Source organism: Adlercreutzia mucosicola DSM 19490, assembly GCF_000422625.1.
In the GTDB taxonomy this organism is placed as follows: domain Bacteria; phylum Actinomycetota; class Coriobacteriia; order Coriobacteriales; family Eggerthellaceae; genus Adlercreutzia; species Adlercreutzia mucosicola.
In genome coordinates this window covers 177,112-192,726 of record NZ_AUGK01000006.1, presented here as the reverse complement: position 1 = coordinate 192,726, position 15,615 = coordinate 177,112, and the positions used below count along the sequence as shown (strand labels likewise).

Annotated in this window: 9 protein-coding genes; 5 read left to right on the top strand and 4 right to left on the bottom strand. The window is 66.3% G+C overall.

All coding sequences use genetic code 11. The features are described 5' to 3' along the window. Positions 1–534: 534 nt before the first annotated feature. From G503_RS0104950 to G503_RS0104935, 4 genes are all read right to left on the bottom strand, one after another. Positions 535–5,952: a DEAD/DEAH box helicase gene (locus tag G503_RS0104950; protein WP_028026707.1), complete on the bottom strand. Its 5,418-nt coding sequence runs from the start codon at positions 5,950–5,952 to the stop codon at positions 535–537. Positions 5,953–5,987: 35 nt separating this feature from the next. Further along, on the bottom strand, positions 5,988–6,188 hold the full coding sequence (locus G503_RS0104945) for a hypothetical protein (protein WP_051190938.1): 201 nt from the start codon (positions 6,186–6,188) through the stop codon (positions 5,988–5,990). 19 nt (positions 6,189–6,207) lie between these two features. Beyond that, positions 6,208–6,495 (bottom strand): hypothetical protein, encoded by a 288-nt coding sequence (locus G503_RS0104940; RefSeq protein WP_028026705.1) that lies wholly within the window; start codon positions 6,493–6,495, stop codon positions 6,208–6,210. 423 nt (positions 6,496–6,918) lie between these two features. After that, positions 6,919–8,433 (bottom strand): LuxR family transcriptional regulator, encoded by a 1,515-nt coding sequence (locus G503_RS0104935; protein WP_028026704.1) that lies wholly within the window; start codon positions 8,431–8,433, stop codon positions 6,919–6,921. Between the two features lie 210 nt (positions 8,434–8,643). On the opposite strand from G503_RS0104935, the gene G503_RS0104930 reads away from it, so the two are divergent. The 5 genes from G503_RS0104930 to G503_RS0104910 all read left to right on the top strand — a co-directional run bounded on the left by G503_RS0104930 (position 8,644) and on the right by G503_RS0104910 (position 15,598). Then, the gene (locus G503_RS0104930) at positions 8,644–10,392 is read left to right on the top strand and encodes an FAD-dependent oxidoreductase (protein WP_028026703.1); all 1,749 of its coding nucleotides are present in this window, start codon (positions 8,644–8,646) and stop codon (positions 10,390–10,392) included. 291 nt (positions 10,393–10,683) lie between these two features. Further along, the gene (locus G503_RS0104925; protein WP_028026702.1) at positions 10,684–11,553 is read left to right on the top strand and encodes a MerR family transcriptional regulator; all 870 of its coding nucleotides are present in this window, start codon (positions 10,684–10,686) and stop codon (positions 11,551–11,553) included. Between the two features lie 210 nt (positions 11,554–11,763). After that, positions 11,764–13,107 carry an MFS transporter gene (locus tag G503_RS0104920; protein WP_051190937.1) on the top strand — a complete coding sequence of 448 codons (1,344 nt, stop codon included), beginning with the start codon at positions 11,764–11,766 and terminating at the stop codon, positions 13,105–13,107. A gap of 192 nt (positions 13,108–13,299) precedes the next feature. Further along, positions 13,300–14,871, top strand: a complete 1,572-nt coding sequence (locus G503_RS0104915) for a C69 family dipeptidase (RefSeq protein ID WP_028026700.1) — start codon at positions 13,300–13,302, stop codon at positions 14,869–14,871. A 289-nt stretch (positions 14,872–15,160) separates the two neighbouring features. Then, positions 15,161–15,598, top strand: coding sequence for a LytTR family DNA-binding domain-containing protein (locus tag G503_RS0104910; RefSeq protein WP_028026699.1), 438 nt, complete (start codon positions 15,161–15,163; stop codon positions 15,596–15,598). Positions 15,599–15,615 lie beyond the last annotated feature (17 nt).

Here is a 15,615-nt window from a genome sequence, read left to right as displayed (position 1 = left end):
CAAAAAGTGCGATGACGTTACCACAGAGCGACGATGGCGGCAAGGGAATTCAAAAACTATAGTAACCATTGTTCCTCTGGGAGCGGGCTAAAACGGCAACGGCCTTTTTGGGGCCATTGGGGCCGCGGCCGTTCCGCTCCATCAAGGGCTTTCGGAGGACCGCTGACTCGTCTCGGCGGAATTCCCGGGTGGCGGCTCTCCTTTCTGGCCGCCACCCGCTTCCCTTTATCTTCTTCGGCGTACGCCAGCGCGTTCAGAGGAGCGCGGCCGCGTACTTTATAGGCGGGCATCCTGCGCTTCGAGAGAGAGCGCGGGATGCCCGCTTTTTTTGCGCCGACCCAAGGCGGCCTGAGGACCATCCCTCCGAAGAGCCGGAGAGCGAAAAAGCCGGTAGCCGCCTTCGGAGCCAGAGCACGCGCGGGTGATGCGCGATCCGGCTAGCGACGTTTGCTCAGCCGCGTGGCATTCCGGCGCGGGCCGCGCTCCCAGCCGCGCAGCAGCCCGGCACGCGTCGCGCTGATGGACGATCGACACCTAAAAGGGGCTCGTGTAGAGGCGCAGGCCGTCGGGCAGGCGCACAAGACCCTCTTCCTGGAGCCACGCAGCAGCGGGCGTGGCCAGCACATCGCGGCCGTTGAAATAGGTCACGATGATCTTGCGGCGAGCAGCCGACGAGCCTTCCCGCTTCAGCGCCGTGCGCACCGCTTTCACCAGCGCCTCGGTCGCGGTGGCCAGAACGGCCTCGTCGGCCGCGAACGCCAGGAGCGACTTCAGTCGCGGAGCCGCCCATAAGACGGGCACACCATCGGCCAGCACCACCAAAGCGCCCTCGCGGCGATTCGGCTTCGCCGCCACCAGAGCCGCGTCCACGGCTGGGGCATCGCCTGCCGCCTCCCAGGCTACCTCAGGCCAGGGAATGCCCGCACCCAACAGGCAGGCCGGGTCGTCGGCGGGAAGCGCAACAAAGGTGGAGGTCGCCGAGAGTCGAGACGACGTCAGCGGGGCATCGGTCGGGGCGGCGGCGTCATCGGAAGTGACGGAGGCGTCGGAAACGTCGGCGAAGGCGCGCAAAGCCTCGACGGTCTCGCAGGCGGCGAACTGAGCGGGACCCATACCGTCGACGAACATGCCGCGCGTCAGCTCGCCGGCGTCCTCCATAGCACGCAGCACCGGATACAGAGTTGAGAGACCCCCGGGCACCCCCGCAGCCAGAGCGATGTCGCGCGTGACCATGCCGTAGCGATCGAGCAGCGACTCCACCAGCGCCACGGCCTGTACGGTAGAGCTTTGGGTCGTCGGCGCCAACGCCGACCAGCGACCGGCCAGAGCGGCGTCGAAAGCCATCGCCGCACCTTGGCGCGCCGCCACCGTGGCCCGCGCCTGGGCGCGCATCCCGGAACGCAGCGAGTGCCCGCGCCGGCTACTCACCCGACGACGCGAGGGCGGCGGCTCCTGACCCCCGCTGCGAGACGCGGGCGCCATGGCCACCAGGCCGCCCGCCCGTGGAAATCCGAGGCCATCGTTGGTAGCCGCCCCGGCCCACACGAGCCCCTGCAACGCCTCGGCCACAGCACGCTCACTGGCCACGGAGGGCTCCGTGCGTCGCGCCACCTCGTCAACCAGAGCGCGGAAGGTCACCGGCCCCCGTGCCACGAGCGCTTGGCGCACCACCTCGGGCAAGACCGGCGCGGCATCCTCTTCGGAAAAGCTCGATGGGAGCGAGGCGCCTGCCCCCCTCTTTTCTTTCGGGTCTCTCCCCAACGCCGCCGGCGATGTCGACCATCCCCCCGGCTCAGACACACAGGGCGCAGCCACTCCCACGGCCTCGTCCACGGGCAGGGGCGCCAGAGGCGAATCGGTAGGAAAGAACGCCACTAGACGATCGTCCCCCACCGTTGAGGCGGCCCACAGCACCTCTCCGCTCGCGATCAGCTCGTCCAGCATAGCGGGACGATAATCGGGCACGCGCAGGGGCAGCACCGTGGACTCCCACTGGGCCATGGGCAGGTAGGCGCCCTCGAACTGGGCGATCACCTGAGCCACACCGTCGACGCCCGCCAACGGCGGCTCATCAGCCGCGGCAATGGCCTGACGCTGTAGGAGAAAGCGCAGGTAGACGTCAGAGCTCACAGGGCGCACGGCCTCGCGAGCCCGGGCCAGCGAGCGGGAGCGCAAGCGGCGCAGTACCCCCGCATCGACCCAGCGGTCATGGCCGAGGCGCACGAGGCGCCCTTCGGCGACCATCCGCTCCAGCGAGTCCGACACCAACGCCGGACCGATTCCCAGCCCCGCCGCCACAGCTTCGGCGTCGAACAGCGTATGGGTGCGGGCGAAGCGCGCCACCAGGCCGTCGAGGGGCTTGGCGGCCACGGCACCCAAGGAAGCTGCTTCGGAAGCGGTTGCCGATGTGGCGGCCGAGGACAGCGGTGCGGCCCCCTCCTCGGCTGCCGGCAGCGGCGCGGCCCAAGAGGGCACCGCCAAGCCCAGCACCGCCCGCAGCCGTGCTCCGTCATCGGCGGCGGCCCAGCGCTCTTCCCCACCGATCAACGCCGGGAACGCCCGATGCTCGGTCTCCAGCTGCTCCAAAAGCGCCCTGACGGCCGCCGGTTCTATAGCAGGCTCCACGGGAACATCGCCGCAGACCGCCTCGTCTCCCTCGACAAGGACGCCTGCCGACGAAGGCACCGCGGCATCCCCCGCCACCGACGCGCCACTGGCATCATCGAGCGGCACCTTGGCTTTCGCCGCACCGGCCGGCACCGTGCGCGCGGCGATATCGTCCACCGTCAGAGGGCCCAGCTCACGCAAAAGGTCGGCCACGCCCTCGGCGCCGCGCACCTGCCAGCCCGCTGCCGTGCGCTGCAGCTCGGCGAGAACCCGGGCCACCACGGCCTTATCCAGCATCTCTTCCACCGCGCCAGTGCCCAACAGCTCGCTGAGCAGGGCCGGGTCCACCGCGAGCAGCGATGCCTGGCGCTCCGCATGGGGCAAATCGCCCTCGTAGAGATGCTCGCCCAGGTATCCGAACACAAGCGGTGCCGCGAAGGGCGACGGCACCAGAGTGCGCACCTCGCTGATCTTGATGGTCTCGGCCGCAAGCCCGGTCATCACCTCGCGCAGGGCCGGCAGATCGAACACGTCCTGCAGACATTCGCGCATGGCCTCCAGGATGATGGGGAAATCTTCTTCCTGGCGCGCGGCCTCCAGCAGCTGGCCACCGCGCATTCGCTGCTGCCACAGAGGCGCTCGCTTGCCCGGAGCCGTGGGCGTCATGAGCAGGGCCCGGGCCGCGCATTCGCGGAAGCGGGCGGCAAAGAGAGCCGTGAAGCCCACGCGCTCGCGCACGATGGCCTCCAGCTCATCGGGATCGAAGAGGAATAGTTCGGGGCCGGGCAGAGAATCTTCACCGAGGGGTACGCGGAGCAGGATGCCGTCATCGGCCGCCGAGACTTGAGGATCGAAACCCAGCGTGGTGGTGATGCGATGGGCCACGGCCAGAGCCCAGGGCTCGTGCACCCGGCGCCCGAAGGGGGAATGCAGGATGACCCGCCAGTCCCCCGTCTCGTCGGTGCACTGCTCCACCACAAGCCGCCGATCCGTGGGCACCGCGCCCGTGCACTCTCGCTGGGCCACCATGAGCGCCCCCAGATTGCGCCGCGCGTCCTCGTTCAGCGCTGGAGGAACGATTGCCGCTAGAACCGCAGCCGCCTCATCGGCCGGTCTCGGCAGGGAAGCGCTGCCGCCGTCACCGCCGCCCCTATCGGAAGACGCTGCAACCTGTGCAAGAGCCGCGTCCAGGGCCCGCACCAGGGCTCCACGGGCACGGCCCGTCTCGTAGGGGCGGCCGATCGCCTCACCATGCCAGAAAGGCAGACGGGCGGCACGACCGGGCGCCGGCTCCACGATAACGCGATCGGAGCTGATTTCCTGAATGCGCCAGGTGCTGGTGCCCAGGGCGATGATATCGCCCACCCGCGACTCCATCACCATCTCCTCATCCAGCTCGCCCACCCGGCGCCGCCCTTGCTTCGCGTCGCCCTCGGGCAGCACCACCGAGAACATGCCGCGGTCGGGAATGGTGCCCGCCGCAGTGACTGCCAGGCGTTGGGAGCCGGACCGCGGCTTCAAGAGGCCCGTTTCGCGATCCCACAGGATGCGCGGGGCGAACTCGGCCACCTCCCCCGACCCGTAGCGGCCGGCGAGCATGTCGAGCACTCCCTCGAAGGAACGGCACCCCAGATCGGCGTAGCAGGCCGAACGCCGCACGCAGGCAAGCCACTGATCGGCAGACAGCCCATCGGGGGCCATGGCCACGGCGGCCACCGTCTGCTGGGCCAGTACATCCAAGGCGTTGCGCACCATATGGGTGTTCTCGATGGCGCCGGCCGCCATGCCCTCGGCCATCACGGCCGCATCCAGCACCTCAACGCGCGTGCGCGGATAGATGATGCCCTGGGAGCGGCCGCCCACCTGGTGGTTCGCACGACCCACCCGCTGAAGCCCACTCGCTACCGACGGTGGCGCGGCCACCTGGAGCACCAGATCGATGGAGCCCATGTCGATGCCGAGCTCCAGGCTGGAGGTGGCCACCACGCAGGGCAGCTCGCCGGCCTTCAGTTCCCGCTCCACCTGCAAGCGCTTCTCCTTGGAAACCGAGCCGTGGTGAGCCTTGGCGATGACCACCGAGGGAGTGGTAACGAGGGCCGTGGTCGAGCCGATATCCGAGCGGAAGCCCGCACCCGGGACCGTGCGCATGGCGTCGGCTCCCGTGGGGATGCCGCGGAGGCCGGCGGCTACCGATGGTGGCACCGCGCCTTCGGAGCCACCATCGCCGCCGGCACTCCCCACATCGCTCCAATAGCCAGCCGGCTCCGATCGGGTCACATCCAGGCCCATACGCTTGGCATACAGCTCATTCAACCGCGCCGTCAACCGCTCGCATAGGCCGCGAGAATTCACGAACACGATAGTGGACCGATGATTCAGCACCTCGTCCAGAATAGCCGCCTCGATGTGCGGCCAGATAGAGGCCATGCCTACGCGACTGTCGGGATGGGCCGCGGGGGCGGAGCCGTCGGCCATAACAGCGCGCAGAGCGCGATCCGACTTCCACGCGGTCTCGACAGCGGCACGCCGCGGGCCGCCGCCCAAGTGTGCGGTACCGTCGCCGGCCCCCTTGAAGCCATCGAAAGCGGGCACCGCAGTCAGGTCACGTACGGGAACCCGCACCGAGAGATCAAGGCTGGGCGGCGCTTCGGCGGCCACCACCGTAACAGGCTGTGCGCCGCCGAGAAAGCGGGCGATCTCGTCGCGGGGGCGCACCGTAGCCGACAGTCCGATGCGCTGGGCCGGCTGCTCCAGCAGATCGTCCAGCCGCTCCAGCGAGAGCGACAGATGCGCTCCGCGCTTATCGCCGGCCAGGGCGTGCACCTCGTCCACGATAACCGTTTCCACGGTGCGCAGCACCTCGCGCGCCGCCGAGGTGAGCATGAGGTAAAGCGACTCGGGCGTCGTGATGAGGATATCCGGTGGGTTGCGCACGATCTTGCGGCGCTCCTCGGAAGTGGTGTCGCCGGTGCGCATAGCGGTGCGCACCTCGAAGGAGGATGCCCCAGCGGCAGCCGCCCGCACGCAGGCCAGCTCGGTAATAGCCGCAAGCGGCCCCTGCAAGTTGCGATCCACATCGGCACCGAGCGCCTTCAGGGGCGACACGTACAGCACGCGCACGCCCCGGAGCCACTTCTCCCCGGCCTCGGTCGCACGCGCCTTCTCGGCCATGAGGTCATCGATGGCCCACAGAAACGCCGCCAGCGTCTTACCCGAGCCCGTCGGCGCGATCACAAGCGCGTTATCGCCACGGGCGATGGCGTCCCAAGCCCGCGCCTGCACCGTCGTGGGCACCCCGAAAGCCCCCGAGAACCATTCCCGCACCGGCTCCGAAAACGATGACATCGCCCCCGTTTCACTCCGATTATCGGCCGACGTGCTCACAGGAGACCTCGCTCTTCAAAGGGGGCCAGCATCGACTTCAACGTCAGCTTACGGGCCGTGAGCTGCTGGTAGGTAGCAGTACGCGTTTTGCCTTGGGCGCGCAGGGCCTCCAGGGTCGCGGTCACCGACTCCCACTCCGCCGCCCAATCGGCCAGCACCGCCTCAAACCGCGCCAAACGCTCGCTCTCTTCCATCATGTTTCCCACCCTTCCTCGCTTAGGCAACGCCAGCCGCCGCAAGATCCCTATCGACGAGCCAACGCAGATAATCGGATCGTCTCATACCCAGACTGTTCGCCCGCTCGTCCATCTGCTCGATTTTAAGCTCGGTCTCCTTGAAGCCCACAAGCTTCAAATGCTCACCGAATTTCAGCGGTCGCCCGACAACGACCTCGCCGACTGGCACGCCCGGGATATCCCCCCGAACGACCATCTCGTCCCATTCGGCAATTTGCTCGGCTGTAACGTCGAACGTCTTCTCAAGTCCCGCAGCGGCCTTTTTCATAATTATTTCCTCCTTGCAAGACCGAGTTCTCGTATCGCGTTTTCCATCGGCGGGGTGAGCACATGCGAATGAACCATCATCTCGATCATAGTTATCCCTACTTTCGTTAAACGAAATTGTAATGTGCAGCGAACCGTTTCTCAAGGACCCCAGAGAAACGTGGCGAAAACGTCGAGGACGCCGCATCAAAGAAAGCAGGAAAACGCAGCCATGACAGCCTCCTTCACATCGGATGGCTGTCCTCCAAACAGGGAAGTTAGGGATGTACCCAACCTTTAGAACATTTGTTTTATCTCATTATATAAGTACATTTGTTCTTGTAAAGAGGTTTCTTCTTCATTTTTCCCTACGATCGCGACCGTGCAACGGGCTTTCATACGACCAGGCGGCCGACTCCTATACGGTCACCCCCTCGGGGAGGACCTAGACCCGAGTAGCCGCCTCCTCATCCCCATTGGCGCTCTGGTAGGACTCGATAAGGTCGATCAGCTCCTGTTTGGAATGCACATCGGCCTTAGCGTAGATATGCTTGATGTGAGTCTCTATGGTGCTTTTAGAGATGGTCATCGCTTCGCGCATATAGGGGACTGACCGCCCGCGCCCCAGATAGCGCAGCACTTCCTGTTCACGCGGCGACAGCTTGAACGTCTCGGCCATCCTCTCCACATAGTCGACTGGCTCCGACGCCGACGGCTCCTCTACAACCGCGCAGCACTCTACGCTCCCCCGCTCGCCCCTTTCTCCGACATCGATGTCGCCCAGGGACACCACGGCCATCTCGATCGCGCCCCAGCGCATCCGCGACTCCTCGAAACGCTCTTGCAGGTGCAGAAACAGGGGCAGCATCACCACACACAAACAGATCAGGGCCAGATATAGCGGCAATCCCCATTGAAGTGAAAACGAGGCCCCCAGCACAGCCCCTCCCAGAAAACCCAGCTGCACCAGGGCGCGAAAGATGCCGAATGTCTCGCTCGGCAGGCACAGCCCCTTCGCCGTGATGCGCGCAAAGATGGCGAAGAAGAGTACCTCCACATACAGGGCGGCCGTACAGGCCAACACCGAAGCAAGCACCTCACTCCACCCCGAGCTCAGAGCGCGCAGCGAGAGCGAGAACACGATCAGGGGAATAGCCCACTCGTAGAGAAACGAGAAGCTCATGCGGCTCGTGTGCGCGATGGCGAACACGGCAATGAGCCCCGCCAGAGTGCCTCCGGCCACATAGAAGAGAATACCGCCCGAATCCATTCCCATCATGGTCAGAGCGTCAGACGGCAAGCTCGTCACCACACATCCCGTGGCAATGCTGCACACCATGGAGCAGGATGCCAGCTTCACCAGCGACGGCAGCACATCGGCGAAAGGCTCGACGGGCTCAGGGAAGGAGAACTGAGGCGGCTGCCCGTTTTTGCAGAGCAGCAGCATCAAGCTAGACGCCAGGGGAAACAAGGCCGCCAATATCCCCGAAAAAGGATGAGGCAGCAGATACGTGAGCAACACCGCCCCGACGAATACGCCGAGCGATGCCGGAATGCAAGCCTCGGTGATCTCCAAGTCCACTTGGCAGAACAACTCGCCCCAGGCGATCCATAGCACCGCCGAAGCCACACCGCCCAAGGCGCTTATGGCCAATAGCGCTGCACCAACAGGGGCCACGAAAAACAGCAGGGTGGTCGTCGATACCACAATGGCAGCCGCCAGCACCACCAGAGGCGTCAAGGGCGTGCGCCGATGAGGGCGAAACGCCAGGATCAGCAGACCAATAGCGGAAAACAGCAGAGAAACCTGCAAGGTAGCCGCCGACTGGGGGCTACCGGGAAGAAAGATGCCGTCGGAGAACCACGACCCGTAAACCCACGCAATGAGAAGCCCCAGGCCCAGGTAGCGCAGACGCGCCTGCCGAAAGAACTGATCCAGCGATTGTACCCACGGAAACATGGTTGGCCCCCTCCCTTCATCCGCAATCCCATTGTACCGACCCGAGCAAAGATAGCAACTCACGTGAAAGAGGGGATGGCAATGACCTGCCAAAACGCAAAAATCCCTGAATAGCACGATAGCCCACTGCCTCGAAGTGGGGCACACTGAGAGCGGGTTCGAGAGTCGTTCCCATCGCTGGGAACCGCACAAGAGAAGGAAGGGATACCCATGACCATCGATAAATCGCTCAGTCGCCGCCACTTTATTACCGGCACCTTCGCCGCCAGCGCAGCGGCCGCCCTGGGATTGGCCGGCTGCGCGCCTCAGGGCCAGCCCGTCGCCGCCACGGGCGGGAACGCCGCCGATGCACCCGCCCCCACCGAGGGCACCGCCGACGTTCCCGCATGGCTCGGCGAACCCCCCGCCATCACCGACACCGACTGCGCCGAGACTATCGACACCGAGGTGCTCGTCGTTGGGGCTGGCTGCTCGGGTTTGGTCGCCGCCAACTTTGCCGCCATGGAGGGGGCGCACACGCTGCTCATCGAGAAGTTCGACAAGGGCACGGGCCTGCGCGGCTCGGCCATCGGCGCAGTGGGCTCGCGCAAGCAAAAGGAGGCCGGAGTAACCATTGACCCCCAGGAGATCTGCAACGATCTAGCGCACTACTCCCTGAACAACGCCAACATGGATCTCTACCAGCTGTGGGCCGCCCATTCCGCCGAGGCGGTGGACTGGTACTGCGACCTCACTGATGGCGTCGACCTGTGCAAGATCGACCTGGAGTGGAGCATGCCCGCCGAAGAGACGCGCTACAAATGCTGGCCCACCGGCCATGGTGCCATGCTCGACAACGGCAAGATGGGCAAGGACGAGGCCAGCGGAGAGGGCGTCACCTACGCTCAGATCGAGGGCAACTTCCTCGCCCAGCCCACCGCCGAGCTGCGCTATCTCACCAGCCTTGAATGCCTCATCAAAGAAGGCGACAAGGTAGTGGGCGCCTACGCTTCCACTGACGACGGCGCCACCTACCTGCGCATCAACGCCTCCAAGGGCGTCATCGTGGCCACGGGCGGCTACGCGAACAACCCCGACATGTACATGGCCCTTCAGGCCGAAAACGCCCGCGGTCTGTGCGGCGTGGTGCCCTTCGGCAACTTCAACGCCCAGGGCCAGGGCATCAAAGCGTGTCTGTGGGCGGGCGCCGTCAAGGACGAGAACCCTACCTCCATGGTGTTCGACCGCGGCATCATGCGCCCCGATCAGCTGCCCGGCGATCCCTTTGCCATGGACTTCGGCTACTTCCACATGGCCACCCAGCCCTTCCTGAAGGTAGACATCGAGGGCGAGCGCATCACCAACGAATCGTCGCCCTACGACTTCCTCATCCACGCCCTGGCGCGTAAATCCAGCCAGCGCGCCTGGTTCGATATCTGGGACGCCAACTGGCCGACTGATATCGAGCGCTTCCACACCATCGGCTGCTCGGGCCTGATCAAAGGCGAGGGCACCAACCAGATGGACCCCGAGGGCATCGAAGGCACTGCGGCCATCATCGAAGCGCTCGTGGAAGAGGGTAAGATCGTGAAGGCCGACACACTGGAAGAGCTTGCCGATGCCTTCGGCATCAACAAGGAGACCTTCCTCGCCACGGTAGAGCAGTACAACGGCTTCTACGACACCCAAAACGATAGCCAGTACGGCAAGGAGGCATTCCGTCTCTCCGAGATTCGCACGGCACCGTTCTATGCCTGCAAGCTGTCGGGCATGGCGCTGGCCACCCTTGACGGCATCAAGATCAACACGCGTTTCCAGGCGCTCGATGCCGACAATGCGCCCATCGAGGGGCTCTACGTTATCGGCAACGACTCGGGCAACTACTACAACGGCACCTACCCGAACCTGGCCGCTGGCCTGAACGCCGGCCGCTGCGTCACCTTCGGCATGCTGTGCGGACGCCAGGTGGCCGCTCGGTAGCCATTCCCTTTTCAGCGAGACGGAAGCCGTCCCCTCCCCCGCTTCCGTCTCGCTTTCCACTCATCCGAACGGCTTCGAGGGCCGCCAGCCCTGCGATCTTCCGTAAGGAGCAGCGACCGTTCGGGCTCCTCGAGGAGCGCCCTGCAGGAGACACCCGAACAGGGGTTGGAGGGCTGACTGCATCCCGCTCGCCCCGAGCGCTGTGCCGCGCCCCAGTTGTGGAGGTTGCGAGAGTGCAAAGCCCCTCGGTCTTTGAAGAGTATGATGGGCCCACGTTCGAAAGGAAGGGCTATGCGCAGCAACGAGGTGGCGAAATTGGCCGGGGTGACCGTGCGCACGCTGCGGCACTACCACCAGATGGGAGTGCTGCCCGAACCGGCGCGCTCCGAGAACGACTACCGCGACTACAGCGCCGCCGACCTGGCCCGCGTCCTGCGCATCAAGCGCCTGGCCTCCCTAGGCTTTCCCCTCGCCTGCATCGGCACCGTCCTCGAAGAGCTAGACGCGCCGAAGAGATGTGCCAACGGCGAGGAGACCGCGACCGATACCGCCCCGTCGTCGCTCGGCGCCCTGGAAGAGCTCGACCGCAAACTGGCTCTAGAAATCGAGCGCCTGCAAGAGCAGCGTCGCACCATCGCCGAGCTGCGCGCCGAGAACCTCGATCCCGATCTGCCTGTGCGCTTCGCCCGCATCTTGCGCATGCTGCCGGGCGTCAACACGCTCACCGACGCGAGCCCCGCCGACCGCACCGCCCTCATCGTTGCCGGTCACCTCTACGACGACGATGAGCTCGGCGAATTGGAGCGCGTCATCGAGTGCATTGCCAATGAGAACCTGGTGCAGGCCCTGGAACAACTCGACGAGCGCCTAGGCGCCCTCGCGCCCGATGCCCCCGAGCTTGAGCGGGCCGCCCTCGTCGACGAGTCCCTCGAGACCCTGGCCCCCGTCATCGCCTGCTTCGACACGGCCAACTGGCTGCGCCCCTCCACCGACCGGGAGCGATTCTTGGGCGAAATCGCCTTCGAGGGGAACAACCCAGCCCAGCAAGACGTCTACGACCGCATCGAGCGGGGCATCGAGGGCATCATGGCCGAGCGCGTACGCGCAGAGCGGGCCGACGGCACCACCGAAGCCGGCAGCGCCGCGCCCCGCAGCGCGTAGAGACCCGCGCGCCGCGTTACCCGACCCCTGCCGGCCCAGCTGGAACAAAAGGCGTTTGGGGATCGCCCAAGAGGCCGGAAGGAGAGCAGGGCGCGGCCCTCCCCGCCCCGCTCTCTTCACAACTCCTTCATGGGAACGTTTGACCCCGACGCTGCGTCATAGTTTTTACTGACCCTCGAACGCACCTGCCCCTTCGAGAAAGGCCCCCGCATGTCCCTCGCCGCCCCCGTGGCCCGCACAGCCCGACCGCCCCATCGTCCCCGCAAGGTCGCCCCGCGCTACCTGCTGTCCTGCGCGTGCTCGCTACTCGGCAACTCCGTGGCCGGCGTCATCCTGCCGCTCGTGCTGCTCGCCACCACCGGCGATGCCCTGGCCGCCGGCACGCTGGCGCTCATCTGCGCCGTGCCCCAGTTCCTCATCGGCCTCATCGGTGGGGCGCTCACCGACCGCTTCAACCGCCGCAATGTGTCCATCGTCTCCGACATCCTATCGGCGGCCAGTGTGGCCCTCCTGCCCATCGTTGATATGATCTGGGGCTTGTCCTTCGGATGGTTCGTCGCCCTCGGCCTTCTGGGCGCCATCGGCGACATCCCCGGCATGACCGCCCGCGACTCCCTCGTGCCGGCCGTGTGCGAGCGCGATAATCACAGCCTGCAGAAGTTCATGGGACTGACCCAATCCCTCGATTCCCTCGTGGTCATCGTGGGGCCGGCCCTGGCCGCCTTCCTCATGGGGTTCGTGGGCAGCGTGAACGCCCTGTGGTTCACCGCCGCCATGTCGCTGGCCGCAGCCCTTGTTACCCTCACTCTGCCTCGCTCCCTCGGTGCTGTGCACGGCGCGGCCGCCGATGCCTCCGCGACCGCCCCCGCCAGCAGCCAGCCGCCGCGCGGCCTGGTATCCGGCGCGTGGCACGCCCTGCGCGACGGAGTGCGCGTGCTATTCGCCAGCGACACCTTGCTGCGCTCCTCGATGTTCATCAGCTTCGGCGTGGTCATGGTGATGGGATCGCTCCAGGGCCTCGTGCTGCCCGTGCACTTCACCGCCGCCCAGACACCGGAGCTGCTCGGCTACGTGCTGTCGGCCATGTCCGCCGGCATGCTCGCCAGCTCGCTGGGCTACGCGGCCATGGCCCACAAGCTGCGCCGCCGCACCTGGTACGTCCTGTCGCTCGCCGGCATGGCCTCGGGAATCCTGGGCCTGGGCCTTCTGCCCGCGTTCCCGCTGCTCATCGCTAGCGCCCTCGTCCTGGGCCTGTCTGCCGGCCCCATCTCAGCCCTGCTCGGCTTCTTCATCTTCGACCGCATTCCGGCCGAGAACCGTGGAAGCGCCCTGGGGACCCAGAACTCCCTTACCCTGGCCGCTGCCCCCGTGGCCGTGTTCGCCACCTCGCTCGCGGTAGAGGGCCTGGGCGTGTCGGCTGCCGCCCTCGGGCTGGCCGGCTGCTGGATGCTCATCACCTTGTGGGCCCTCAACTCCCACAGCCTGAAGTACCTCGACGAGGAGAAGGCCCACCCCGATCCGATCCCCTTCGCCCCCGAGGCCGAGCGCGCTTAGAACGCGGCGCTTCCGAGTTCCCCTCGCATCCCGGCGCCGCGCTCGAGCGGCCCCACCCCTCTTTCCCTTCCCTATCGGCGGCGCAGCCATCTGGCAACGGTCTCCGAACAAGTTTGCCGCGAGCCGCCGGGCCCGGTTGCGGCGGGCACACCATGGGGGACAGCAACAAAAGCCCCCAACCGAGGAGATACCATGGCATGCACCACCCTGCTCGTCGGCCGCCTCGCCACCAATGACGGCTCCACCATCGTCGCCCGCAACGAGGACGGCGAAGATTTCTCGTTCGACCCGAAGAAGCTCGTCGTCGTGAACCCCGAGGACCAGCCGCGCACCTACACCGGCGTGGCCAACCACCTCACCATCGAGCTGCCCGACAATCCCCTGCGCTACACCTGCACGCCCCACGCCGATCTCTCGAACGGCGTGTGGGCCGAGACCGGCATCAACGCAGCGAACGTGTCCATGTCGGCCACTGAGACCATCTCCGCCAACGCCCGGGTGCTCGGCGCCGATCCGCTCGTGGCATACCAGCCGGCCCAGGGCAAGCCGGGTGACGCCGACTACAAGCCCGAAGCGCCCGGCGGCATCGGCGAGGAGAACCTGCCCACCATCACCCTGCCCTACATCCATAGCGCCCGGGAGGGCGTGCAGCGGCTGGGCATGCTGGTGGAAAAGTACGGCACCTACGAGACCAACGGCGTGGCCTTCGGCGATGCCGACGACGTGTGGTACTGGGAGAACATCGGCGGCCACCATTGGATCGCCCGCCGCGTGCCCGACGACTGCTACGTGGTGCAGCCGAACCGCCAGGGCATCGATCACTTCGATTTGGCCGATGCCCTGGGCGAGCAGCACGACTACATGTGCAGCGCCGACTTGGCCCAGTGGATCCGCGATCACGACCTGCTGATGGACATGCCGGCCCACGAGGGAGACACAGGCGAGACCGTACAGGGGCTGCCGCGCTACTTCAACGCCCGCATCGCGTTTTCCACTTATACCTGGCTCGACCAGCTCTACAACGCCCCGCGCAAGTGGTACCTCTGCCGTCGCCTGACCCCCTCCGACCCCCGCTTCCAGGGCGCAGCGCCCGCCTTCGGCCCCGAGAGCCTTGACATCCCCTGGGCCCTGCGCCCCGATAAGAAGCTGTCCGCCTCCGACGTGAAGGACCTGCTCGCCACCACCTACGACGGCACCGAGTACGACCCCTACGGCACCAAGGGCACGCCCGAGACGCGCCACCAGTACCGCTACGTGGGCATCGACCGCACCTCTGAGTGCTCGGTGCTCTGCATCCGCCCGAATGTGCCCGTGGCCCTGCGCGGCGTGCACTGGTTCGCACCGGCGTCCGGCCCCTTCAACACCGCCGTGGCGATGTACGCGAACGTGACGACCATGCCGGCGTACCTGGACACGCCCACCGCGGTCACGACCGACAGCCTCTATTGGAACAACCGCCTCGTGGCCGGCCTCGCCGACCCGCAGTTCTTCGAGAGCTACGAGCCCATCCAGGGCTACCGTCTGAACACCATGGCCCAGGGTTACCAGATGCTGCATGAGACCGACGCGAAGCTTATGGCGCTGGCCAAAGAGGGCACGATGAACCTGGACGCCATGGACGACGCAGCGGTGCAGGCGGAACTGGCCGCCGCCAACCAAGCCCTCGCAGACTCGGTGCAGGCCCAGACCCGCTCCCTGCTGGGCACCGTGCTCGACCAGCGCACCGTGGCCATGAAGAACGCCTTCAACATGAACGACCACTGAGTCAAGGCGCCGGGGCACTTCAAGGCCGCCCCGGCCCGCCACCGCGCGACCCGCACGCATCCCCGAGGCCGGCCCAGGTTCCCGCTCCCACACGGAACCTGGGCCGGCCGCCTTTTTCGTCACCCCCACCCCCTTCTTGCGGCCGGAACGCCCCCTTGCGCCCACAGCACCCTCATCCGCCCTTCGTTGCAAGACACGGCCCCGCTCGTGCAAGTGGCTTCCGGCGGCCTTGCGCGAAACGCCTCGCGGGGGCACACTGGCACCGTCGAGCGAACGGAAAGGAGAACCGGTGAAACTCACTTTGGAAGAGAGGCGCGACCTGGCTGAAGTGGAGGTGGATATCCGCTGCCCGGTCATCGACAGGCGCGTGCGGGCTATTGTGGCCACCGCCAACGCCGACGATCGTCGGTTGGTCGGCACCGCCGATGGCAGCACCTTCATCGTAGAGGCTGCCGAGGTGCTCTACGCCGAAACCGTGGACGGACGCACCTTCCTCTACGGGCGCAACCGGGTGCTGGAGAGCCCCCTGCGACTCTACGGGCTGGAAGACCAGCTCGCCGGCACCGAGTTCGTGCGAGCATCGAAGTCGCTGCTCGTGAACTTCGATCACGTGCGGGCCCTGCGCCCCTATCTGAACGCCCGACTGGAGCTAGTGCTGTCCAACGGCGAATCGGTCATCGCCTCGCGCCAATACGCTCCGGCCATCAAGAAGAAGATCGGACTGTGACGGGCGGCGCGACCCGA